Origin of the sequence: Anabaena azotica FACHB-119 (assembly GCF_014697625.1) — a bacterium.
Classification (GTDB): Bacteria; Cyanobacteriota; Cyanobacteriia; order Cyanobacteriales; family Nostocaceae; genus Trichormus; species Trichormus azoticus_A.
In genome coordinates, this window is the sequence record NZ_JACJSG010000014.1 from 22,729 (window position 1) to 46,555 (window position 23,827).

At 42.0% G+C, this 23,827-nt stretch carries 17 protein-coding genes; 6 read left to right on the plus strand and 11 right to left on the minus strand.

Annotated elements, in window-relative coordinates; translation table 11 throughout:
• The first annotated feature begins 212 nt into the window (after nucleotides 1–212).
• The 3 genes from H6G83_RS12120 to H6G83_RS12130 all read left to right on the plus strand — a co-directional run bounded on the left by H6G83_RS12120 (nucleotide 213) and on the right by H6G83_RS12130 (nucleotide 3,921).
• Complete coding sequence (locus tag H6G83_RS12120; RefSeq protein WP_190471919.1) at nucleotides 213–1,856, plus strand: ABC1 kinase family protein; 1,644 nt, start codon at nucleotides 213–215, stop codon at nucleotides 1,854–1,856.
• 113 nt (nucleotides 1,857–1,969) lie between these two features.
• Entirely contained in the window at nucleotides 1,970–2,950 is a 981-nt protein-coding gene (locus tag H6G83_RS12125; protein WP_190471922.1) for an ABC transporter ATP-binding protein, read from the plus strand.
• Nucleotides 2,951–3,132: 182 nt separating this feature from the next.
• A complete protein-coding gene (locus H6G83_RS12130; protein WP_190471926.1) occupies nucleotides 3,133–3,921 on the plus strand; it encodes an ABC transporter permease in 789 nt (262 codons plus the stop codon).
• 377 nt (nucleotides 3,922–4,298) lie between these two features.
• On the opposite strand, the gene H6G83_RS12135 is transcribed toward H6G83_RS12130, so the two are convergent.
• From H6G83_RS12135 to H6G83_RS12145, 3 genes are all read right to left on the minus strand, one after another.
• Entirely contained in the window at nucleotides 4,299–5,165 is an 867-nt protein-coding gene (locus tag H6G83_RS12135) for an Rpn family recombination-promoting nuclease/putative transposase (protein WP_190472263.1), read from the minus strand.
• A gap of 44 nt (nucleotides 5,166–5,209) precedes the next feature.
• Complete coding sequence (locus H6G83_RS12140) at nucleotides 5,210–6,886, minus strand: serine/threonine-protein kinase (RefSeq protein WP_190471930.1); 1,677 nt, start codon at nucleotides 6,884–6,886, stop codon at nucleotides 5,210–5,212.
• Between the two features lie 109 nt (nucleotides 6,887–6,995).
• Nucleotides 6,996–7,853, minus strand: a complete 858-nt coding sequence (locus H6G83_RS12145) for an alpha/beta fold hydrolase (protein WP_190472266.1) — start codon at nucleotides 7,851–7,853, stop codon at nucleotides 6,996–6,998.
• Between the two features lie 390 nt (nucleotides 7,854–8,243).
• Between H6G83_RS12145 and H6G83_RS12150 the strand changes: the two genes are divergently transcribed.
• Complete coding sequence (locus tag H6G83_RS12150; RefSeq protein ID WP_190471933.1) at nucleotides 8,244–8,825, plus strand: hypothetical protein; 582 nt, start codon at nucleotides 8,244–8,246, stop codon at nucleotides 8,823–8,825.
• A 177-nt stretch (nucleotides 8,826–9,002) separates the two neighbouring features.
• Here the strand turns inward: H6G83_RS12150 and H6G83_RS12155 are convergent, their stop codons facing one another.
• The 7 genes from H6G83_RS12155 to H6G83_RS12185 all read right to left on the minus strand — a co-directional run bounded on the left by H6G83_RS12155 (nucleotide 9,003) and on the right by H6G83_RS12185 (nucleotide 17,412).
• A complete protein-coding gene (locus H6G83_RS12155; protein ID WP_190471948.1) occupies nucleotides 9,003–10,610 on the minus strand; it encodes a diguanylate cyclase domain-containing protein in 1,608 nt (535 codons plus the stop codon).
• Nucleotides 10,591–11,439, minus strand: coding sequence for a FecR family protein (locus H6G83_RS12160; RefSeq protein WP_190471951.1), 849 nt, complete (start codon nucleotides 11,437–11,439; stop codon nucleotides 10,591–10,593). Before H6G83_RS12160 ends, H6G83_RS12155 begins: the two co-directional genes overlap by 20 nt.
• 8 nt (nucleotides 11,440–11,447) lie before the next feature.
• Nucleotides 11,448–11,822, minus strand: a complete 375-nt coding sequence (locus H6G83_RS12165; protein ID WP_190471953.1) for a hypothetical protein — start codon at nucleotides 11,820–11,822, stop codon at nucleotides 11,448–11,450.
• A 628-nt stretch (nucleotides 11,823–12,450) separates the two neighbouring features.
• The gene (locus H6G83_RS12170; RefSeq protein WP_190471959.1) at nucleotides 12,451–16,425 is read right to left on the minus strand and encodes a CHAT domain-containing protein; all 3,975 of its coding nucleotides are present in this window, start codon (nucleotides 16,423–16,425) and stop codon (nucleotides 12,451–12,453) included.
• A gap of 22 nt (nucleotides 16,426–16,447) precedes the next feature.
• Complete coding sequence (locus tag H6G83_RS12175) at nucleotides 16,448–16,666, minus strand: hypothetical protein (RefSeq protein ID WP_190471962.1); 219 nt, start codon at nucleotides 16,664–16,666, stop codon at nucleotides 16,448–16,450.
• Nucleotides 16,656–17,324: a hypothetical protein gene (locus tag H6G83_RS12180; RefSeq protein ID WP_313935886.1), complete on the minus strand. Its 669-nt coding sequence runs from the start codon at nucleotides 17,322–17,324 to the stop codon at nucleotides 16,656–16,658. The genes H6G83_RS12175 and H6G83_RS12180 overlap by 11 nt, the downstream gene beginning before the upstream one ends.
• A complete protein-coding gene (locus H6G83_RS12185; protein WP_190471967.1) occupies nucleotides 17,263–17,412 on the minus strand; it encodes a hypothetical protein in 150 nt (49 codons plus the stop codon). The genes H6G83_RS12180 and H6G83_RS12185 overlap by 62 nt, the downstream gene beginning before the upstream one ends.
• A gap of 187 nt (nucleotides 17,413–17,599) precedes the next feature.
• Here H6G83_RS12185 and dnaX point away from each other — a divergent pair, with 187 nt between their 5' ends.
• Complete coding sequence (gene dnaX / locus H6G83_RS12190; RefSeq protein WP_190471969.1) at nucleotides 17,600–20,872, plus strand: DNA polymerase III subunit gamma/tau; 3,273 nt, start codon at nucleotides 17,600–17,602, stop codon at nucleotides 20,870–20,872.
• A 145-nt stretch (nucleotides 20,873–21,017) separates the two neighbouring features.
• Here the strand turns inward: dnaX and H6G83_RS12195 are convergent, their stop codons facing one another.
• Complete coding sequence (locus tag H6G83_RS12195) at nucleotides 21,018–22,424, minus strand: glycosyltransferase (RefSeq protein ID WP_190471972.1); 1,407 nt, start codon at nucleotides 22,422–22,424, stop codon at nucleotides 21,018–21,020.
• Nucleotides 22,425–23,042: 618 nt separating this feature from the next.
• Here H6G83_RS12195 and ebsA point away from each other — a divergent pair.
• Entirely contained in the window at nucleotides 23,043–23,417 is a 375-nt protein-coding gene (gene ebsA / locus H6G83_RS12200) for a type IV pilus biogenesis protein EbsA (RefSeq protein ID WP_190471977.1), read from the plus strand.
• The last annotated feature ends 410 nt before the right edge of the window (nucleotides 23,418–23,827 follow it).

Genomic DNA, 23,827 nt, shown 5'->3' on the forward strand with positions numbered 1-23,827 from the left:
CTTCGACCCAAAAACACTGATTTTAGGGTGTAGGGGTATAAGGGTGTAGGGGTGTAGGGGTAGATGAAAGTCTGATAATTTACTGAATCTTATAGTCCTCACTGATTACTTTATGAAAAACCTGCCCTTAAGAGCTCCCCCCACTCCCCTATCTCCCCCTACTTCCCCCACTCCCCCATCTCCCCCCACTCCCCCACTCCCCAGTTCCTACAATGTTCCTCACCCAAACTGTCCCCCGTCAACGAGAAATTTTAGAGGTCTTCCTCCGCAATGGTTGGGATTATATGCGGCGGTTGCTGACTGGCGGTAAAGCTGATGAACCCCAATTACCTACGCCGGCGGTTTTGAAAAATATTCTGATCGATTTGGGGCCGGTTTATGTAAAACTCGGTCAATTGATGTCTACTCGCCCAGATTTGCTGAGTGGGGCTTATATTGAAGAACTTTCTACTCTCCAAGATGAAGTTCCCCCTGTTCCTTGGGCGGAAATTGAGATAGTTATGCGTCAACAACTCAAACGCCCTTTGGAAGAGACTTTCAGCAAGGTTAATCCTGTACCTGTGGCTGCGGGATCAATTGCCCAAATCCATCGCGGTATATTAATAGATGGTCGAGAAGTAGCAATTAAGATCCAAAGACCGGGGATTGATGTTACCATTGCTCAAGATACGGCTTTAATTCTGGGAATTGCCGATTTGGTGGCGCGTACTGAATTTGGGCAGAATTATGAAATTAAATCGACTGCGGAAGAATTTACTAAAGCTTTAGAAGCGGAGTTAGATTTTACACGAGAAGCGACGCATACAGACCAATTGCGGCGGAATTTATCTCGTAGTCGCTGGTATGATCCTACACAGCTTGTAGTGGCTGAGATTTACTGGCATTTGACTACAGAAAAATTGCTGGTGATGGAATGGTTGGATGGTGTACCAATACTGTCAGCTAGTTTAAATAACAATAACGGTAAAGACCCAACAGAGGTACGTAAAGCAATTACTACCTTGTTATTTCGGGCTTTCTTTCAGCAGTTATATGTGGATGGCTTTTTCCACGCTGATCCCCATCCAGGGAATATTTTTTATCTCAATGATGGTCGTGTTGCCCTGTTAGATTGTGGCATGGTGGGGAGACTTGATCCCCGGACTCAGCAGATATTAACAGAAATGCTGTTGGCGATCGTGGATTTAGATGCGGGGAGATGCGCCCAATTAACTTTACAATTGGCTGATTCTGCCCAACCTGTGATTTTATCAAGGTTGGAAAGTGATTATGACCGGATGCTGCGGAAATATTATAACGTCAGTTTGACGGAGATGAATTTTAGCCAAATCTTTTATGAAATTTTGCAAGTAGCCAGAAATAATAAAATTCGCTTACCCAGCAATATGGGTTTGTATGCCAAAACTATCGCGAATTTGGAAGGGGTAGCCCAGACGTTTAACCCAGAGGTAAATTTATTTGAAGAAATTCAACCATTAATTACGGACTTGTTTAGAAGGCAGTTGTTAGGGGATAATCCAGTGCGATCGCTCTTAAGAACTGCCCTAGATTTAAAAAGTCTCTCCCTACAATCTCCCCGACAAATCGAACTGCTGCTAGATCGAGTCACATCGGAAACCCTAAGGTGGAATTTCACCCTACATGGTTTAGATGGTGTGCGGCGCACAATGGACGATGCAGCCAACCGCTTATCTTTTAGTATATTGGTAGGTTCGATGATTATGGGGGCGGCGATAATTTCCAACAACGCCCAGACAAGCCAGTTATCATTTTTAAGCAGTTTGCTGTTTGCGGCGGCGAGTTTGTTGGGATTGTGGCTGATTATTAGTATATTGCGATCGGGTCGTTTAAAATAAAACCCAAGCTTAAGGTTCATATTTTTAAAACCTCTGTGTCTCTGTGTCTCTGTGATTTAAAGTTAGTTAACCACAGAAACACGGAGGCATGGAGAAAGAAATGAGTACATATTATGTCAATTATTATTGCTGAAAATCTCAGTAAATCTTATCCGGTGGCGGTAAAGGAACCTGGGTTTGCAGGAACAATTACCCACTTTTTCCGCCGCACCTACCGTTCAATTCATGCTGTTCAGGATGTATCTTTTGAAATCGCTCCTGGGGAGGTAGTGGGGTTTCTGGGGCCGAATGGTGCAGGGAAAACTACCACGCTGAAAATGTTGACAGGATTAATTCATCCTTCTGGTGGTGGGGTGAGGGTAGCTGGTCATGTCCCTTTTCTGCGCCAAGAAGCATTTTTACAAAAAATTACCTTGGTAATGGGGCAAAAACAGCAACTTATCTGGGACTTACCAGCTTTAGATTCTTTGAAAATTAACGCTGCTGTCTACAATATCCCTGATAAAGAGTTTCATCGCCGAGTAGGGGAGTTAACAGAAATGTTGTCCTTGGGGGGTAAGCTTACCCAACCAGTGCGGAAACTGTCTTTAGGTGAACGCATGAAGGCTGAACTTTTAGCCGCACTTTTACACCGTCCCCATGTGTTGTTTCTGGATGAACCAACTCTAGGCTTAGATGTTAACGCTCAAGTCGCCGTGCGCGATTTTTTGCGTGAGTATAATCAACGTTATCAAGCGACAGTGTTATTAACTAGCCATTATATGGCTGATATCACTGCTTTGTGTGAAAGGGTGTTGTTAATTCACCAAGGAAAGTTGATGTATGACGGGAGTTTGGATGGGTTGCTAGAACGTTTTGCGCCTTACCGAGAAGTGCGTGTAGAGTTAGCCCAACCTTTACCTTTGGAAAAACTCCAATCTTACGGTGATGTGGAACTTTTGGAAGGAAGGGCTGTATGTTTTATGGTGCAACGAGAGGTGCTAACAGCTACAGTATCCAAAATATTAACGGATTTGGAGGTCATAGATTTAACAGTAACTGAGCCGCCTATAGAAGAAGTAATTGGACGGGTTTTTCAGGCGGGAGTGGTGTAAATTCAAAATTCAAAATTCAAAATTCAAAATTAAGGGTGAATGAAAAAAATTATTAGTAGCTGTAGGGTGCGTCAGCCCCAATCATTTCGTCCACATTCAAGGATTTTCCACATCTGACGCACCCTACTTTTGTGCCAGTTGCGTAAGTCTTAAAAGTATTAGAAATTAAAAATGTAAGGTGAATGAAGAAAATTATTAGAAAAGCGTTGACTTTGCTGACAGTTTACTACGCCTATATGGTTGAGTATCGGGCAGAACTAATTTTATGGGTTTTGTCTGGTTCTTTACCAATTATTCTCATGGGGGTGTGGATAAAGGCGGCGCAAGGGGGAAGGTTTGGTTTATCACCTGTGGATTTTGCTCGTTACTTTCTGACGGTTTTTGTGGTTAGGCAAATTTCGGTTGTTTGGGTAATTTGGGAATTTGAAAAGGAAGTAGTAGAAGGCAGATTATCCCCTAGATTATTACAGCCTTTAGACCCGGTGTGGCATCATGTTGCATCCCATCTTTCGGAAAGGGTGGCGCGGATACCTTTTGCCATTTTACTAATAGTATTGTTTTTTATTCTGTATCCGCAGGCGATTTGGTTGCCTAGTTTCAGTCAGTTATTTCTATTTACAATAGCTGTAGTTTTGGCTTTTGTTTTGCGGTTTGTAATTCAGTATACTTTTGCTATGTTCGCCTTTTGGACTGAAAGGGCTAATGCTTTGGAAAACTTCTGGTTTTTGTTTTACTTGTTTTTATCTGGATTAATTGCACCTTTAGATGTTTTTCCGCCGGAAGTGAAGGCGATCGTTTTATTTACACCATTTCCATATTTGATTGATTTTCCTACGAGTTTATTAGTAGGAATCCCCGTCGATGTTGGACGAGGATTTTTAGCACTACTGGCTTGGATATTTATATTTTTGGTGGCAAATCGCTTGTTATGGCGTGCAGGATTGAAAAGATATTCGGGAATGGGAGCGTAAGTATTTAGTCGTTTCTTGCTAGATTAACGTGAGTTCGATGAACCTCTCCCTCCCAACCTCCCTCTCCTACGAGGAGAGGGAGGAGAAACGAAAAAATCACCGTCTTACTCCCCTCTCCTTATAGGAGAGGGGTTGGGGGAGAGGTCAAAACAACGCTGGTCGAACTCACGTTAGATTATTACCGCAATCATTTTTCGGCTAACTCATACCGTTAAAGCAGAACCGCTTACGGTAGGTGCAAAGCAGGAATTTAAAGGTATGTTTTGGTTGGGAAGGAAGTAGGCGGAGAACAAGCAGGAATATAAATTGGACGGGATTATTGAAGAAATTCCGTCCAATTTATATAGAGAATTTAGAAATTATTGATTTGTCTAGTTTCAGGAAATTTCAATTTGCTCGATAATTTGACGTAATTCGTCTAGGGTATTTATGGTCTTAATACTGCGTTGAATTGTCTTGAGTTGCTCTAAATTGGATATTTGAGAAATTTGTGACATCAGTTGTAAACCATCATTACCAAATTTAAACTCTAAATCTAGTTCAATACTTGACAGCCTCTCCTCACGTCTTCCTTGTTCTCTACCTTCTCTTAAAATTTGTTGATACCAAGGTGATTCAGTTAATATTGCCATATCCCACCTCATAATTTGCTGAACTAGGGCGCTATCTAATACGAATGTAGCAAAAAAAGCCATGACTGTTTCTAATTGACTCAATTGCTCATCAGCACGAAGTATTTGTAATGCTCGTTGTATTGTCGATTCTTCTGCACCACCTTTAAGTAAGGGTACAAAAGGTACTAAAGATGGTACAGATTGAGTGAAAGCTATCTCTACATCAACTTCCCAAAGATTAATTACGCGGTAGTCTTGACGTGCTTGTAATCCTGCAAATTCTGATTGATAACCTGTGGGGATTTCTGACTCATTCCCCTTGAGGATATTAATTAATACTGGAAAGATGGGTAGATTGTATTTCTCTTCTGCTAGTGCTGTATATGCCCGCATTCTTTTAGGCATTTCGGGTTTATAGCGTAATTGTAGCTCATTGAGAACAAGAAATTCGCCATATTGAAGACTCGTAGCGCGTATTAATACATCGCTCTCGCGGCTAATCCATTGAAATTCGGAATTGATTATTTCTCCAGTAATAATATCAGGAATTTGTGTTACCCATTTTACCCAGTTTTCCGGGGCAAGGCTAATTAATTTTTTCGTACTGATATCTGCTTTTTTTTGCCATATTATATCTCTGGTTGGTAGTAAGCGATCGCACCCACAAAACCACGTTACAATTTATTTGATATTGTCCTAAATTTCTCTACAGAACCTAAAGAATAATCTTCTAATTTAAAGTCGCCAAAGGGTTTATTTACTAGTCTATCTCGTAAAGCTTCATCTATGACCACAGCTTTTGACTGTCTTTTAACACCTATAATAATTACACTTCTTTGATATGCAGTTAAATCTCGGTTGTTTTGACAATCACTGCTTTGAAATTGTCCTAAATTTAATAGGCGATAATTTTTAACGCTTGCTGTCCTTTGAAATATTCTTTTGGTTAAATATTGTACCTGTTGCGATCGCTCGAAAGCTTTACGTTGTCCAACTGCTAAACTACCTTCACAAGCAGCAGTACCAACAGCGATAATTTCCTCTGGATTTTCCATTATCTCCTGTAGATTTTCTTGTTCTAAACTTAATTTTAAAACATCAAGACTAATGACTCTATCGTTATTTTTAATTTGAAAATTACTACCTGATAGCCATTTATAATCTATTGATAAAACAGCTACATTAAATCTAGCAATTCTTCCTTGACTATCTTTACCTTCCACATAAGGAAAGTAAGCGATTTTGCCTTTTCTTTGCGGTGATTGGCTTGGGGGTGGTAATAAGGTGAATCTGGGATAACCTATCAGGAAAGCAACTAAACCTAGTAACCCAACAGAAACTATGAGAGCGGCACAAAATGCAATTAAAGGTACTTTGTTGAGGGTTTTTGTTGGGGATTTTAAGGGTGGATGAGGTTTGAGTTGAGTTTGCTGTTCACTTGGAGGAAATTCTTTGACATTAACAGTAACTTCCTGCTCAATAGCTCGTAGACGCTGTAAAATTCCTTTGGCATTTGTAGGACGATTTTTTAATTCTGGTGCTATTAACCAATCAATTAAATTTAATAATGAGGGGGAAATTTCCTTAGCATAGTTGCGCCAATGTAATATGTTCTTCCGCTCATCATACATATCTAAGGGATGTTGTCCTGTGAGTAAAAAGACAAAGGTACGTCCCAAGCTGAAAAAGTCGGATTTTGCTACAGTTTGTCCGTTCATTTGTTCGGTTGCGCTGTAACCAGATAATAAGGTTGGTGTGGTAGTTCCAGTGGAGTAAGTTCTAGCTGCACCAAAATTAATTAAAACTACTTTGCCATCAGGTCGCAGTAGAATATTTGCAGGTTTAATATCTAAATGCAGGTATTGTTGACTATGTACCAAATCTAAAACCTCTGCCAACTGTATCAACCAAGTAATAGCTTGTGCTGAGGAAATTGGCTGATACTGTCGTTGTTGTAGCCAGTCTTCTAAGTTCGTCCCGGTAATTTTTTCCATGACGATGCAGTGGATAATCTCTCCATCTCTGGTTTGATGCTGGAAGTAACTATCGACTTTAGGAATACCAGAATGATTTAGCTGTCCTAAAACTACTGCTTCTCGGCGAAACAGTTCTACGGTTTGAGGATCGCTGGCGAGGTTGGCTTTGAGGACTTTGAGTATTTTGGCTGTGTTTTTTTCGTAGGCTTGATAAATTTTTGCCAAGCCATTTGTATCAGATAAACATTGTGTCACCCGATAGCGTCCTAACAATTGCAATTGGGAACCACAACTTTGACAAAAACGGTTTTCCTGATTACGGGGATGGTTAGGCTTGGGGCAAACTGGATTTATACAAAAAGAGTCATTAGTCATTAGTCATTAGTCCATAGAAAGGGGAAAGGGGAAAGGGGAAAGGGAAAAGACTTCTCCCTTTCCCCCTTAACCTTTTACCTTTTCCCCTCTTCTTCCCCTACTTATCTATCTATCTATCATGAGAATGGTTTTCCTGATATTCTGCTAAGAATGCGGCGATGGTTTGTTGAAAGGCTTGGGGTGCAGTTAAAAAAGGCCAGTGATTACCGGGTGTTCGGTACAGGCGGAAGTTTTTGAGATAGGTTTTGTAGGGTTTGATTTGCCATTCTTGGCGGTTGAGTCCCTGTTCTGGTTGAACAAATAAGGCGGGAGTTTCTAGGGGAATGGTGAAACCGGGGACGCGCAATACATCATCAAATATGCCGTCACGGGCGGCTATGGTAAATTTGCTACCCCAACTACCATCGGGTTTTTGTTCGATTCCGGCTTGAAATACTTTTTGTTGTAGGGGACTCCAGCCTTGGAATTGGTTTAATTGCTTTGCTGTTTGTTCGGCTTGTGCGTAGCTGGTGAAAGGCCCCATCGCTTTGAGAAAGGATAGGAAGCGGTAAAGCAGGGGGAAGGTGAGGCGGAAGAGGCTGGGCATTTTCCAAATGAAGATGGGATCTATCAACACCATACTCCGCAGGCGTTGGGGATTTTGTCTTGCCCAAATTACTGCTAATTTACCTGTCCATGAATGGCTGACGATGTGGGCAGATGTCCATCCTAAATGATCCATCAAGGCTTCTAAGTCGGCGATCGCACTCTCAAAGCTATAATCTTTCTCTGGCTTGCTGCTTTCGCCATGACCCCGCATATCTGGCGCTACTATGTGATAGTCTGCCGCTAAGTATTCTCCTAAACTAGACCAGACTAAGGCATGGTCGCCTAAACCATGTAATAGCAGTAATGGTTCTTTACCTTGATTCCATTCCAAGTAAGACAGTTGGATATCAGCTTTTGATAGGGTTTGGCGTACAGGCATCATTTCTAGTAATTCAATATATAGTCAGTGCCGTTATGGGTACTTTACGAGAACTGATAGGACGAACGCAAGTAGTAGCGATCGCCCATATTTAAAAAATTATAATTTTATGGTGATGTTCTAGGTTGTTTTCTGCTATTGGCAGCTACTTTAGTAGAACATTGTCAAAGATTTTTAGTCAGGACTTCAGTCCTTAAAAAAGGCTAAAGCCTTTACTACGAACGAAACTCCACAACTTTATTATATCAATTTCTGCCAAAAGATTATTATAACTATATCTTTTGATGGATTACTAATAAATATAAACTGCCATAACTAGTTTATTACTTACTGCATTTTTCCCTCTTTGGTTAAGCATAAGAAAACTCGCCTATTTGCTAATCTTTTAATATGACTATAATTAGACATAACTCTTTAAATAACTCAGTAAATTCCTCAGATCAACTGGCTCGTAAGCAGTTTGAAGAACAGCGAATGCGAGATGTCCGGCTTTTGCTGTTAAACTTATCTGAGAATGAAGAAGCAACTATTAAGTTGGTTTTAGATTGCCTTTATGATATTGGCGCAGTCAATTTTATCAACCAAAAGTTTCGCTATCGACCTTTTAACCGAGTAATGAAATCAATTGCTGGGATGTCTAAACCTATATTTAGGATTTATGCGTGGCATTGGTTTCGGAAAAATTGCCCTCAATTGATTGCTAATTGGTTATACACTCAAGTGGCTTTTGAAAATCCTATCAATGTGCCTCAAGAAATAGAAGTGGAAGCTTCAGCAATTCAGCAGCCTCAAATGTTAGCAGCCAAAAATGCGATTCGGGAAATTAAGGCTTTACGTCATCAAATTAGATGGCTGACGGGTATTATTATCATCTCACTTTCTACTTTAGGGATAGTAATTACTACATTTAACCGCAACCCACCGACATTATTACAGCGAAGTTCAAGAATTGAATCAACAATAAACCGCTAGTTTATTAATAAGTTTGTAGTAAAGACCTTAGTCTTAGTAGTCAGTTGAAAAAATCGTTATGGCAGTAGCCACATAGCTGAGGACATGGATGAATCATATAATCCTGATGGTAAGCGGCTCTTAAGCCTATCACCAGTCTCCTGTCAAGAGTCCCCTGTCTAATTTCTGAGAAGGTAATTATGGCGATCGCCATTCCTGAAAAACAATTTGATCGCGTCCTTTTTGTTTCGCTGTATAAAGTCCCTGATCTGCTGTTTCTATAAGTGTTTTTTCAGAATCTTGGTGATCGGGAATGGTTGTAGCAATACCTATACTTAAAGATACGTATTCGCTGACTTCCGAAGCTATATGAGGAATTTCTAGCGCCTTAACATTGGTACGCATGATTTCGGCGATGTGAATTGCTCCTTGAGCATTGGTATTTGGTAAAATGACAACAAATTCTTCGCCACCATAACGAGCAACAAGATCCGCAGGACGTTTTATAGACTGTTGTAGTGCCTGTGCAACTTGCTGTAAACAGATATCTCCTGCTTGATGCCCATAGCTATCATTATATTTTTTAAAGAAATCAACATCGCAGATAATTAATGATAGCAAAGTCTGCTCTCTTGCTGCCCTTCGCCATTCTTGATGGAAATATTCATTGAAGCAACGGCGATTAGCAATTTGAGTTAGTCCATCAATATTAATCTGGCGTTTTAAATATTGAATAGCGATCGCTTGCTGAAATTGCTGGTTAATGATCACGACAACAGTAGTCAGACTCAGAAAAATCATCGCAGACGCAACAGGTAGTAACCAGTAACCCAACTTGAGGGCAAATACACCCACAACCAAGTATCCTAAACAGCCTCCCAGCCAGCCAAGTAGTTGCCAGTGTAGATGCCAACGAGTGATCACTAAACTCCAACTGATATTGATCAGTACCAAGAGGATAATTAAGGATTCTGGCTGGAACCTACGCAGAAAATTTTGTTGAAGTAGATTGTTAATGAAGACTGCATGAAGATACACACCACTAAAGCGAGAGTCTCGTTCAAAGGGAGTTGAGTTAACTGAATCGATACCAATAGCAGTCACACCAACCAGAACGATTTTATCTTTAAAGGTTTGAGCCGGGATTTTGCCTTGCACAACATCGGCAAATGAGTACACCGAAGCATGACGAATTTTACCCGGATAATTCAACCAAAGCGGCTCGTTTAAATTGGGTATGTGAACATGCTCCCAGGTAGAACTATAAATCTGGCCAGTGATCAATCCCAAGGCAGGGATACCTTGAATTTGCGGCGAGATTTGACGAGTAATGCCATCAGCATCTTGCGATTTAGATATATGTCCAGTATCAATTGCTGCTGCTTGTAATTTCGTAGTTGGCAACCAAGGTTTTCCTTGATAATCCCAAGCTTGGGCAATTACTACCAATCCATGCTGCTGCATAGCTTGTGCCAATTGCGGATCTGCGCCAGTAGTTTCCGAAAACACCATATCAAATACAACTAAATTTGGCTTGGCTGTGGATAATTGCTGGAGCAAGGTTGTGTACTGCTGTCGCGGCCAGGGAAACCGCCCTAGTTGCTGAATGCTAGCATCATCTATGCCGATTACCACTACTTGTTGACTCCAAGGAATTTCACCCCGTAGTTGAAACAGGGAAATATAGGCTAATCTTTCCAAAGGGTTGAGAATGCCAAGTTTCAATATAAGCAAAAATATTAAGCTGGCGATGCTTCCAGGCAACAGCCAGGAAAGATTACGCCAATTAGGGAACTGCCAGTTCATACAATTGTTTTTTTCCTAGAGGTGTCACCACAACAGCCTCAACTTTGCGGTTAGCTGGTAAGGGTAAAGTAATGTCAAATTTGCCATTCAAGTCAGTGGTTTGGGTTTTTTGTGCGATCGCCAATATATTGACTGGATCAATACTGCCAACAATCCTCACTTGATTTCCTTGAGCTACCAGTTGAATAATATTGAGGTACGGATTTTCTCGTATGGGTACTGGTTTTGAAGGCGGCTGACCTGGGATGGTAAGATTTTGGAAACCAGCCTTAACCAGTACGCTTTGTCCTTGAGCTATGGTGGCAACACCACCGTTGAGAGTAGCTACAGCCATGTTGCCGTTCGGCTGTACATTGACACCAAATTCTGTCCCGCGAACACCACTAATTCCAGCAGGAGTCTGAATTTCTAGACGTGATTCTGGAGTGGTGAATCGACGTACTTGCAACCGCACTTGTCCACTTGTTACTTGTAGTTTGGTAATCCTACCACCGCTCTTAGTTGTCTGGAGTTGCTGCACATTTAGGGTTGTATTTTCTCCTACTTGAATGAATCCGATACCATTATCTAAGGCAAGTTTTGTACTGGATTGATTTTTAGTAGTGATTGCATCTCCAACCCCTTGGAGTCGCATTCCACTACGCGCCACTTGAGATGTTTGTTCACGGTGATAAAACACTTCTCCGGTGGGGTTACGCACCTCTAGCCAACGGTTGACTCTGACTTGTAATTTTTGTTGTGCGGTAGAGGGATTGAGGGCATCAATTAGCCAAACTCCTAGTAAAATTGAAGTATACGCCCACCATGTTTTGATGAATTTTTGATTCATTACATTTTTTAGCGCAAATAAACAACTCGTGCATCTAAGCGGTGCGATCGCAACAATCTAGACAAACACTCCGCCTCTCTTCTCTGGGAAAAACTGCCAGCGTGTACATAAGCACCTAGTTTATGTTGTGTCATGAATGCTCCGGGAACGTGGTTTTTTACAAGATTTAAAAGACTTTCCGACTTGCCTGGAACAACAACTGTATATGGTTGGTTTGCTACTTTGCCAATGACTATCGCTTGGCTTTGTGGGGTTGAACTGATTCTGTCTGAATGCGCTTGAGACGTACCCGCACGACAACTAGATAGCTGCGCCCCAGCCTCGCCTACCAATAATGGCCACAAAATAGTTACAACTATCCCTGTAACTAGAAACTTATTCATTTATTCAATTAATTGTTAAAAGTGATACTTGGCAACCATATTAATCGAGGTTTTTTAAATAGTAAAAAGATTTTTAATTTTTTGTAACTTTGCTCAATTTGTGTAGAACATTTGCACTAAACAAACGTGAGTTCGATGAACCTCTCCCTCTCGTAAAAGGCGTTCGCGTAGCGTCTCCGTCAGGAGAGGGAAGAGAAACGAAAAAATCACCGTCTTATACCAAATTAATATGAAGCTGCATAGAATAATATGTCGTTGACAGAACCAATACCAGAACCAAAAAAGCCTTCATGTCACTGAGGGCTAAAGCCCATAAGCGTGGTTTTCATCCCCGCTCTTAGCACGCTCCGATGCAACTTCGTTGCTGTTTCTCAGGGGTTTTCAACCTACCCTTTATAATAATTGAACGCAGATGCACGCAGATAAACGCGGATAAATCAATGGATTTTATATTATGTGTAACCTCATATAAAATTGGTATTACTCCCCTCTCCTCGAAGGAGAGGGGTTGGGGGAGAGGTCAAAACAACGCTTGTCGAACTCACGTTAAACAACATGAATACATATAGCAGTTGAGAGGTGACAGGTGACAGCTTTTACAACTGTCACCTGTCACCTGCTATAGATTTCAATCGTTTACATGGAGATAATATTGTAAGGACTTTCCCGGCTTACCTGTAATGATAAAAGCTGCCCAATAATAAGGATGAGAGTAGAGTTTTTTCTCTGCTGGCATTTTACTGATTCTATAAATATGTGTTGCTAAGTAAGCTCTAATTTTCAGTTCTTGTGGATCGAGATTTTTGAGCAAATCTTCATACCATTGTGTGAGTTCTGCGGCGGTTAATTCTCTTAGCCAAGCTGTGGCTTCTGCTAAAGCTGTGGTGACTGATTGCACTGACTGTAATCGGCGGTAAAATTCAATGATGACTAAAGCACTAGCAGATGATTCTACCGTCCAGAGGGTACTAACTATGTGGGGAACGCCTCTAGAGAAGAAAGCAGTAATTAAATCTACATATTCACCTGTAGTTGTTTGGTTAATATTAATTGTGGTTTCACAAGCGGAAAGAGTAACTAAATTATATGTTGATAAGTTTGTTTCACAGATTTCTTCTAAGGTAAACTTATCTTTACCCGCCAATACTAATTCTGATGCTTGAGGCTCAATCGGTTTATTAATTGCTTGACCTGTGAAATGCAGAATATTATAATTTTCAAAGAAAGCTTCTTCAAAATTAATTTTATTTGCCTCGCCACCTTGCAGACGTAGGCGATTTCTAAACATTTGACTGACAACTTCGGCTTCTAGGTTAGCAAACCTCAAAGTGGGATAATCGGTATTATCAGGGTATTCAACAGTTAATAATGTTTGGTGATCAAACTGGGCAATGTCTGTAATACTTGCGGATAAACCTGCTTGAATATTTGGCAAATATGTGATATTGGTGATTTCTTCAGATGCAGAATTGAAATGAAATAATGAATGAAGAGGCAATCTAAATAAGTCGCGGTGGGGAACTAATATTAGTTGGGTAATATCTTCAAGTTCTTGTAAAATCGTCTCAATTTCGAGAATATCTCTCAACTGCAATAATCTCTCTTCCATCTCCAAGCGCCAAGAATGATTTGTTTTGCTTTGTTGGTCTTGGGCTTGCTGGCGATATTCTTGATAGGTTTGTTGCCAATTTTCTAGCCAATTTTCAAATATAATTAGCCTTCTGTTAGCTTCGGGTAGGGGTAAATCTTGCAGGGGTGTGGCGGCGCTAATTGTGCCTGTATTTTGAACGGGTGTAAAAACGAGAATTGGTGAGGGGGCTTGGTCTTTGATAATAAAGGTATGTAGGGCAACTGGGCTAAGATGCCAGTAGATAATTGCGGTGTGGGGATTGAGTAGTTGTTGAACTGAGCGATAATTGAGCGATCGCACCTCTGCATTCCACCCAGACAATTGCCAAGTTAAACAAGCATTTTTTCCCTGTTCGGCAATTTCCCAAGCTTCTACTAAATCACCATATCCTACACATATATCTACGGCTAATTGGGTAAATCCCGCAAATTTCCAGGCTAGTTGTTTTTTAATTTCCCCATTGCGCCCCGGTTCATTGAGCAATTTTTGTAATAAGTTCGCGCCCCGTTGTTGTAGTTCTTGGGCTTGTGCTGTTTGTCCTAGTCCTAGTAATGCTTTAACCAGAGATTGTAAAACTTCTAAGTGTAACTGCGGAAAACCTACAGTTGTGAGTGTTAATAAGGCTTGATTATAGGCGGTGACGGCTTTACGCCAATAGTTACGCGATGTAGAATGTTTTTTACCTTGTTCGTAGTATGTATTGGCGATCGCCAGATGCAATCTTCCCCAACCTTCTGGGTGTGTATCTGGACGGATATGTTTTAACCCTTCCTGATAACTAGCTAATTTACCTTCATGGCTAGCCAGCTTTAAGGCAGAATTATTAGTGGCGATGACTGTCAGTAAATTTAAGGGCGTTTCTGCCTCACTTATATTACCAACAGCCGTCCCTCTACCAATCCAAGCTTCCCAATAGTCTGGTTTGAATTGTAAGGCGTTGTCATAACAAACGATCGCCTCTAAAAATCTTTCTAGGTAAAATAGCGCCACGGCTTGGTTATACCAAGCTAGGTGGAAATCTGGCTTAATGGCTATGGCTTGCTTGTAGGATGCGATCGCTTCTTCTCGCCTACCTAAGTTTTCTAAAGCCACACCCCGGTTATACCAAGCTAGGTAAAAATCTGGTTGGGTTGATAGGGCTTGATCCCAAGATGCGATCGCCTCTGACCACTGTTTTAAGTTAAATAACACCACACCCCGGTCAATCCAAACCTCATGGAATTCGGGGTAAAGTTCTAAGGCTTGGTCATAAGAGGCGATCGCTGCTTCGTACTGTTCATCGATACCTAAAGCAATCCCTCGATAATACCAGTTTTCCGGGTCTTCCGGTGATAAAGCTAAGGCTTGGTCATAAGAAGCGATCGCTTCGCTAATTTGTCCCACCTTCAACTCCGCCCAACCCTTACTAGACCACACCTCCGGCGTATCCGACTGAATGGTGATTGCTTGTCCAAATGAGGCGACAGCTTCCTCATACAGTCCCAATTGTCCCAAAGTCCCGCCCCGATTGTACCAAGCCTTGTAGTAATCTGGTTTAAGTGCGATCGCTTGGTCATAAGAGGCGATCGCTTCCACAAACCTTTCTAAATGGAAGAGAGTTAAACCACGATTAAACCAGTATTCGTAGGAGTTGGGGTATAATTGGATGGCTTGTTCATAAGATGCGATCGCTCCTGCCAAATCGCCCGTTTTAGCTAGCTGCAACCCTTGGTAATATAGTGCCTGTGCCTTAATAAAAGCATTCGATTGTTCACTAGTAGTAGTCGGCGACTGGTTTTTCTGCATAATCAAATTAGCCGCCAACTGCTGGACTAAATTGTTACTTTGTTCCAGTCGCACCATCAACTCATCTAAGGTATTAGCAACATTGGGGTCTAAATTAACTAGAGACTGATCCCAATTACTTTGGGTTGATACTATAGCGGCTGAGTTTTGTTGCCGATAATCTAATATCAGTTCGCCTAAATTGTTGATAACATCTTCTTGTGCCGGAATTAGTAAATCCGGTGCTGTAAATTCTACTTCTTGATATTCCCAACTGATTTGTTGTAAATTCTCTGCCGTTTCCGCCACTGATTCAGTCGGGTTTGTTTGATATTCCCAACTGATTTGTTGTAAATTCTCTGCCGTTTCCGCCACTGATTCAGTTGGGTTTGTTTGATATTCCCAATTTAATTCTGTTGTAGTTGCGTCCTCTAATTCAGTTGCGCCTGTTTGATATTCCCAACTTGGTTCCCGTAGGTTTTCGCTTCTATCTTCGTCAACAGATTGATTTTGGGTAATTTGATATTCCCAACTCAATTGTTGTAAATTTTCGATTGTCTCTTCATAAACTGACTCCGTTGGGGTGATTTGATATTCCCAACTCAATTGCTGTAAATTGTCAATTGTCTCTTCATTAACAGAGTTAATTTCTGATGTTGTTGTGGGAGAATTAACTGGCGGTTCTTCCGACTCCCACAATAAGTCTCCTAAACTGCGGATTAATTCTTGTCCAGGGGAATCTAGAATATTGGCAGGTTCTGGGACTTTAGCCGATGATGCTTCCTGCGCCTCAACCAAGCCATTCAGTTCAATAAAATCCTTATTTAGCAAGCGAATACCAATATCATAAGCAAGTTCTCCCACCTGCCCAATACCCAATTCACCCAACTGCACCATCTGTCTACCTAAATATTGATTTGGTGCAGGTGAGATTAATAGTTTTTCACCAAACAATAATAACCAATCTATCCAGCGCTCAACACTAATCCGGTCTTCCATCCGTTGCAGAAACTTGATAGCCCATTGCTGACCCCTTCCTTGTTCCACACCTTGCAGCAACTGAGTAAACAATAGTTCCAGATCCGCATTAGTAAGTTCAGGTGGTTGTTCTGCCACCTGTTTGTTAACACCCTTGAGAAAATCAGTTTGTGGATTATCAACAGGGTGTTTGTCAAAATTTTTCAGCCACTGAAAGAGCCGAGTGAGCATTTGTCACACTCTTGGATTTTACCTAACCTAGATTGTAGCGACCGTTGTGTTTTAGTACATCATAATAAACCACAATTTCCGTAAAATCTAGGAAAATTAACATATAGCAAAGTGGGGACTGGGGATTGGGGATTGGGGACTGGGGATTGGGGGAATATTCTACTACCTCATCTCCCTCATCTCCCTCATCTCCCTCATCTCCCTCATCTCCCTCATCTCCCTCATCTCCCTCATCCCTCATTTCCCGCTTCCTGACCAGCCTGATATTGACTCATTAAAGTCTCGACAATTACCTGCGGATCGTCGGTTTCCAGTCCTAGCTGTTCTGCTATCTGTTGGCGGAGGTTTTCATCCTGTTGCAACATGACAAACAACTGATCAAGGGTGACGGTTTGATATTGTCCCTCTGGGTTTTCCTCGGTTGCGGAAAGGTCTTCTTCTGTATATAATACATTTGTACTGTCAGCATCTGGGCCATCATATTCCCAGATGGGTTCGCCTTGATTGCGGTTTAACACCTGCATACCAATATCGTAGGCGACATCGCCGATTTCACCTACACCCAGTTCACCCAGTTGGACTAATCGAGCTGCTAATTCATTATTTGGTGAGGAGGATGCTAGTAATTTTTCGCCAAAGCGCTTTAACCACTCTACCCATTGTGCGGTTGTTACACGATGCTCAATATTTTGTAACCACTTGACAGCCCAAGCTTCGCCTCGCGCCTGATGCACTCCTTCGAGAAGTTCAGTAAACAGAAATTCTAAGTCTGTATCACTGAGGGGTGGTGCTGGTTGTTTTGTGACGGTAGGACTAGTTCTGACCGCAGTCTGTTTCTTACCACCGCCAAACAAGCCTTGAAAGAAGCTTTTCAACCATTGGACGAGCCGCCTGAGCATTTGCTGTACCATCAACTATTGTTTCCCCTAAGATTGTAGCCGCCGAGTTGGCGATCGCATTCACTGAGTCGATATAAGTGAATTTCACTATTTCTCTTCTAGGTTATGCCACAGTTCACAAGATATGTGGCAAAGTTTAAAATGGTTTAACTTCATTCACCATTAAAAATGCTCAGACTCTTCGGGGAGAAAAAGGATCATGATGGGGTGTAAGTAAATGTAAGGCACAACCACTTACCAAATCAACCCTGGAAGGTATTGACTTTTTTTGACCCATGTCGTATGAACCCCTGCACCACAAGTATCGCCCAAAGAGTTTTGCTGAACTGGTGGGGCAAGAGGCGATCGCTACCACGCTCACAAATGCTATCCGTACAGCTAAAATAGCCCCTGCCTATTTATTTACAGGGCCTAGAGGTACAGGTAAAACCTCTAGCGCTCGAATTCTTGCCAAATCCCTCAATTGTCTCAAAAGTGACAAGCCCACGGCTGAACCCTGTGGCGTATGTGATGTTTGTCAGGGAATCACCAAAGGCTACTCCCTGGATGTAATTGAAATTGATGCTGCCAGTAATACAGGTGTAGACAACATCCGCGAATTGATTGAGAAAGCCCAGTTCGCGCCTGTACAGTGTCGTTATAAAGTTTACGTGGTCGATGAATGCCTCACAGGGGATACTCTGGTTTTAACGAGTGACGGTCTGATGAGGATCGACGATCCCACGATTAAAGGCAAACAAGTTCTCAGCTACAATGATTCATTACAAAAGTGGGAATTTAAAAAAGTTGTTAGATGGTTAGACCAGGGTGAACGGGAAGTACTGGTTATCCAGACAACTAACAGAAAAATTAGATGTACGGGTAATCATTTAATTAGGACAGATCAGGGATGGATACCAGCAAAAAACGTCAAAGAAGGAGTGAAGATACTATCCCCTGTGAATGTGGATGTGGCAACCTCATCTACAAGTTTGGTACGGATGGACGGATACGGCGATTTGTGCCAGGACACCAGTTCAAGGGCAATACTTACGGACAAAAATCTTATAACCTGGAATCCATTCTTCAACAAGCTGAATTACTCAGTCCCCTGTGTGGCTGCGGATGTGGAGAAAAACTTGATATTCCAAGCTTTTTACAAACAAAAGGCAAAGGAATTAAGAGCATACAGTCCCATTGGCAAAGACACCCGTACAAGAAAGGACACGGAATTTGGATTAAGCGCACCGAAAACTTTGTTACCACTGCTGAAATTTTGCAATCAGAAACACTGGGGCTTATCTACGGAACATTACTGGGGGACTGCTCAATTATTTACCCTAACAAACACAGCAGATTCCCCAGACTGGCTTGGACACACTCGGACAACCAAAGGGAATGGTCGGAGTACAAGGCAGAACGCTTACAAAGTTTACGACCAAAGCAAAAACTTTCATCTAATAAAGGATACGGTCAAAACTCCGTTACCTGTAAAACATTTTGCCATCCCCAACTTAGAGATGTATTCGACATCGTTCATGGGAATAGAGACAAAAAAACCGTCTCTCAATTGTGGCTCAATCAAATTTCCCCAGAAGGACTTGCTTGGTGGTACATGGATGATGGCTCACTTAGTCTTACACCACAAGGGAGTCCACAGATTCAATTACATACAGAAGGATTCTCTGCCCAAGAAAATTACATTCTTGCCAGTTGGCTTACAAAAATTGGATACCCAGCAGAGACAAAATTTTACACCAGGAGTAGAACAGGCAAGCAATATTACTATATCTGGATGGGAGCAAACACCAGTAGAAAATGGTTGGCAGACCTGCATCAATATTCAATACCCACAATGGACTACAAATTTGGAGGAGGTCGAATCTGTCCGCCTCGGTGGAGTTGAACGGGTATATGATATCGAAGTAGAGGATAATCACAACTTTGTCGCTAACGGGCTTTTAGTCCACAATTGTCATATGCTCAGTAGTGCGGCGTTCAATGCGCTACTTAAGACATTAGAAGAACCACCGAAACACGTAGTTTTTGTTTTAGCTACAACCGACCCACAACGAGTATTACCGACAATTATTTCTCGTTGTCAGAGGTTTGATTTTAGACGCATTCAAATAGAGGCGATGGTGAAGCATTTAAGTGCGATCGCCTCCAAAGAAAACATTAATATTTCCCATGAGGCTGTAACATTAGTAGCCCAATTATCCCAAGGTGGATTGAGAGATGCAGAAAGTTTACTTGACCAACTAGCCTTATTACCAAATGAAGTTACACCGGATAAAGTTTGGGATTTAGTAGGGTCAGTCAGCGAACGGGACTTGTTAATGTTGCTCTTCGCGATCGCCGAAGATAAACCAGAAGTAGTATTAGACTGTACCCGGCAAATATTAGATCGTGGTCGAGAACCCTTAACCATTCTGCAAAACCTAGCCGCTTTCTACCGCGACTTGCTCATCGCCAAAACAGCCCCCAACCGCCATGATTTAGTAGCTTGCACAGGGCAAACATGGAAATCCCTAGTTGAGTCAGCCCAATCACTGGACATGAGTAAAATCTTGCTAGGACAGAAACACCTACAAGAAGCAGAACTACAAATTAAAAACACCACCCAACCCCGTTTATGGTTGGAAGTAACATTACTAGGACTATTACCGAGCGCCAACATTCAACCCACAGCGATAATTACACCACAGCAATATCGCACACAATCAGCACAAACAGTTCCTCAAAAACCAGCCGCACAAAATCCTCCCCCCCAATACACCCCCTCAACCCCATCATCCACCAACCAGCCAGAACCCAATCACAGGCCAGTATCCCCGACTGCACAGGAAGTTAATAGTACACCTCTCACTACCGCAGAAACCAAAGCACCACCACAAAACACAGTTCAACCTACTTCCCCTGTAACAGAACAAGTAATTGATACAGGAGAACTTGACTTAGCTCAAATTTGGCAGCTGGTACTAAATAATGTTCACTTACCACCCACACACGCCTTGTTGAAACAAATGTGCTATCTCATCGAATTTGAAGGTGCGATCGCACGTATTGGTGTCAAACCTATATGGTACGACAAACTTAAATCAGACTTACCAATTATTACGGCTGTTTTCCAACAGACTTTTCATCGTGAGGTGCAAATAACTTTAGAAAAAGATAACACCTCTAACACTTCCACAGTCAAGAAAGCACCGCCAGCCACCAACAATAACGGTAACGGTCATAATGCTGCTTCCACCGTCAAACAGCCGCCTGCACCAACCCATAACAACGGGAAATCAGCTACATCACCTCCACCACAGCCAACTACACCGCCTCCTGCACCAAAAACACCCCCAACACCCGCAAATACAGCAGGGGTAAAACAACCGCAACCCACCCCAAACAAAGCACCTCTACCTGAATGGGAAACTGACGAAGTGGCGAGGGCCGCCCAACGTCTAGCAAAATACTTTGATGGGCAAATCATTCGCTTTACCGACGATGGCGAAGGATTATCAGAATTGGCTACATCTGAGTGGACAGATGAAGCAGATTTGGAAGATGAGTAAGGGACTGGGGACTGGAAATACATGAGTAGAGACTGACCAATTACCAATTACCAATTACCAATTACCAATTACCAAATAAAAAAATGCAAAATCCAAACGTATAATTTTGAATTTTGCATTTTGAATTTTGAATTGTTTAACGGGACTATTCGCTTGTTCCCGTATGTACTGTTTTTACCCACTTTAAACGCTTGGGTCTGAAGGACATCCGCGCTGTGGTGCTGCTCATGACTACTAGCCAGTGCAACATATATAATGTGCCGCGTACTGTTTGCAGTAGCAGTACAAAGGGGGTGTGAACTTGGAATTTTTGCTCTTGGCGGATGCGACGTAAACCAGCAAACATTCCCACAACGGACATGGTGACAGATAAGCCTGTTACCGGGCCTAACATGGGTGGACGATGGCGGGCGATCGCCATTAGTACGTCGGGAATTACTGCTGTCGGTAAAATATACATCGTCAGCATGAACATGAGCATATCCCAGGTTTTCCGCGTCCCCATACGGTTTTTGAGAATCAAATCCCAATAGTCTAAATAGCGTTGATAGCCGCCTTCTGCCCAACGGTTGCGCTGATGCCAAAGGGCGATCGCTGTTGTTACGCCTTCTTCTTGTACTGCTGGGTAAAATAAGCATTCAATGTCCCATTTGTCAAGTTGCAGGCGGAAAGTTAGATCCAAATCATCGGTGATCGTTTCTTCATTCCAACCGCCACAGCTATCCAAAGCTTGGCGGCGCACAAATTGACCGTTACCCCGCAGTTCTCCAATTCCTCCCAAGGCTATGCGCTGTTGCTGGAACCAAGTGTCCAGCGCCATTTCTGCCATTTGCCCTTTTGTCCAGAAATTTTCTTTGGCGTTGGCGATTGCTTTTCGCACCTGCACCGCCCCCACCTTTTCCCGTTGAAATAACGGTACTACATGGAGTAACATATCTGATGCCACTTGAGCATCAGCATCAAACACGGCGATAATTTCACCCTTAATTAATGGTAAAACCTGATTTAATGCCCCCGATTTCCCACCAGTAGCTTGAGGAGAACGTCGCAGGACTTTGAGTTTGTCGTAGTCTTTTGCCAGTTCTGCTAAAACTTGGGGGGTTTGATCGGTACTATTATCGTCAATTATCCAAACTTCGTATTGCCCGTTGGGATATTCCAGATTACAAAGATTTTTCGCTAATTTCGCAATGACAGCTTCTTCGTTTTTTGCAGCTACCAATATAGATACAAAAGGTAAACTACCCTGAATCTCTTTTTGATAGTGGCGGGGGCGAGCAAAAACTACTCCTAAAGCATGAATGCCTAAAATGGTAGTCAGCCCTAGTATGAAAATAGAACCCCAAGAAGCCAAATGTAGAGCGATCGTGCCACTCCAGACGATTGTTAAAACTAGAGCAGCCTTCCCTCTACGTCCTTGAAACCGGGATGGACGAGATAAATCCCCTGTTTCCACCACTGCTTCCTCAGTTACTGATAGGTCAGATAACAAGGAATTGAGTGGATCAAGCTCTTTGTAGGAATCGTTGTCGGGCCAGGGATTCGCTGGCATAAGTTACTTGATTCAAAAACCAGTATTTGTCTACAGTTTGTAACTTTATGGACAAATATCATAAGTTACTTTTCCCGGAATCACCCGGAATGGGCAAACTGCTTTTGCCCTCTATCCCGAAGCTAAAAGCCGCAGGGAATACCTTTCTCATCAGATTGAGGCTGGCGATCGCATAGCCACAGTTGATTGTTGGCAGAACTTGCAATACCAGTATCCATAACCTGACGGAGCGGATTTTGCTAGTTATTGCGCCCAGCTTCAAAAAAGCTAATGCTGACCTATTTTAACCGACATTTTAATATTTCTTAGCAGTAACTTGTATTATCACTATCATTCTTGTGAATTAGTCAATAGTCCATAGTCATTAGTCAACAGTCCATAGTCCATAGTCCATAGTCATTAGTTGTTCCCACCTGCTCCCCTCACTCCCACCCTTCCCTACGGGACGCTACGCGAACGGGAAGCAAGCTACATCTCCCTCATCTCCCTCATCTCCCTCATCTCCCTCATCCCCCTCATCTCCCCCCACTCCCCATGTAAACAATCAAAAATTTTTGGGAATACTATTGACAACGACTAATATCCCTAGTTGTCGATTAACTTGAGGAATAGCCAAAGATGTCTCTTGAGCAACTCCAGCCTGCCACTCAACAACAAGCGAACGTATACTTACCTTATATTCAAGGTAATAAGCGTAATTATTTACCCCTTGCTATCAGCCTTTATCAAAAAGGCATCCTCGAAGGGCATCGGAAAATAGAAGCAGGTGAAAATGTTCCCTTTGTCGCTTCTTGGAATGTTGCTACTTTACCTTCAGATTTGACACGTTGCCGGATGCAGTTTGATGGTAACGCTGAGTTAAGTTATGAAGTGATGATGGCTAGTTTTGAATTTATCAATTTTTTAATTGAATTAATGGAAAATCATAAACGTTATAAGCTGACAGATTTTTCGCAATCTTTTTACCGCAAGCTCCTGCGTATAGATGAGTGAAAATCTCTATGTATATATCAGTATAGGAGTTTAGAAAGGGAAATATATTCCTTGAGCTATACTCTTATACTTTTATTTATTCATTTTTATTTAAAAAGAATTAATTTTTTATATTTAATATTATGAATTTTTCCCCAAAAGGGAACTGTTAATTTTGCCCGTACTGAAGAAGATTGTCAACCAGGACTTACGCAACTGGCACATGGGGTAGGGTGCGTCAGATGTGGAAAATCCACAGAATGTGTACGAAATTATTGGGGCTGACGCACCCTACAGTTAGTTTGATTATGACACTTACGTAAGTCCTATCAACCTATCTACAAGCAGGCGGAGCATTAAAGCATCTCAAAAACAACTGACACCTATAGCGCGGTCAAGCTACTTAGCATTTGCTCAATTTAATTACCTAA

Coding starts and splice junctions, on each gene's coding strand:
- H6G83_RS12180 (WP_313935886.1), bottom strand. CDS start 17,324: ATGCTCAGGCGGCTCGTCCAATGGTTGAAAAGCTTCTTTCAAGGCTTG.
- H6G83_RS12155 (WP_190471948.1), bottom strand. CDS start 10,610: ATGAACTGGCAGTTCCCTAATTGGCGTAATCTTTCCTGGCTGTTGCCT.
- H6G83_RS12195 (WP_190471972.1), bottom strand. CDS start 22,424: ATGCCAGCGAATCCCTGGCCCGACAACGATTCCTACAAAGAGCTTGAT.
- ebsA (WP_190471977.1), top strand. CDS start 23,043: ATGTCTCTTGAGCAACTCCAGCCTGCCACTCAACAACAAGCGAACGTA.
- H6G83_RS12175 (WP_190471962.1), bottom strand. CDS start 16,666: ATGAGGGATGAGGGAGATGAGGGAGATGAGGGAGATGAGGGAGATGAG.
- H6G83_RS12150 (WP_190471933.1), top strand. CDS start 8,244: ATGACTATAATTAGACATAACTCTTTAAATAACTCAGTAAATTCCTCA.
- H6G83_RS12170 (WP_190471959.1), bottom strand. CDS start 16,425: ATGCTCACTCGGCTCTTTCAGTGGCTGAAAAATTTTGACAAACACCCT.
- H6G83_RS12160 (WP_190471951.1), bottom strand. CDS start 11,439: ATGAATCAAAAATTCATCAAAACATGGTGGGCGTATACTTCAATTTTA.
- dnaX (WP_190471969.1), top strand. CDS start 17,600: ATGTCGTATGAACCCCTGCACCACAAGTATCGCCCAAAGAGTTTTGCT.
- H6G83_RS12165 (WP_190471953.1), bottom strand. CDS start 11,822: ATGAATAAGTTTCTAGTTACAGGGATAGTTGTAACTATTTTGTGGCCA.
- H6G83_RS12130 (WP_190471926.1), top strand. CDS start 3,133: ATGAAGAAAATTATTAGAAAAGCGTTGACTTTGCTGACAGTTTACTAC.
- H6G83_RS12140 (WP_190471930.1), bottom strand. CDS start 6,886: ATGACTAATGACTCTTTTTGTATAAATCCAGTTTGCCCCAAGCCTAAC.
- H6G83_RS12125 (WP_190471922.1), top strand. CDS start 1,970: ATGTCAATTATTATTGCTGAAAATCTCAGTAAATCTTATCCGGTGGCG.
- H6G83_RS12120 (WP_190471919.1), top strand. CDS start 213: ATGTTCCTCACCCAAACTGTCCCCCGTCAACGAGAAATTTTAGAGGTC.
- H6G83_RS12145 (WP_190472266.1), bottom strand. CDS start 7,853: ATGCCTGTACGCCAAACCCTATCAAAAGCTGATATCCAACTGTCTTAC.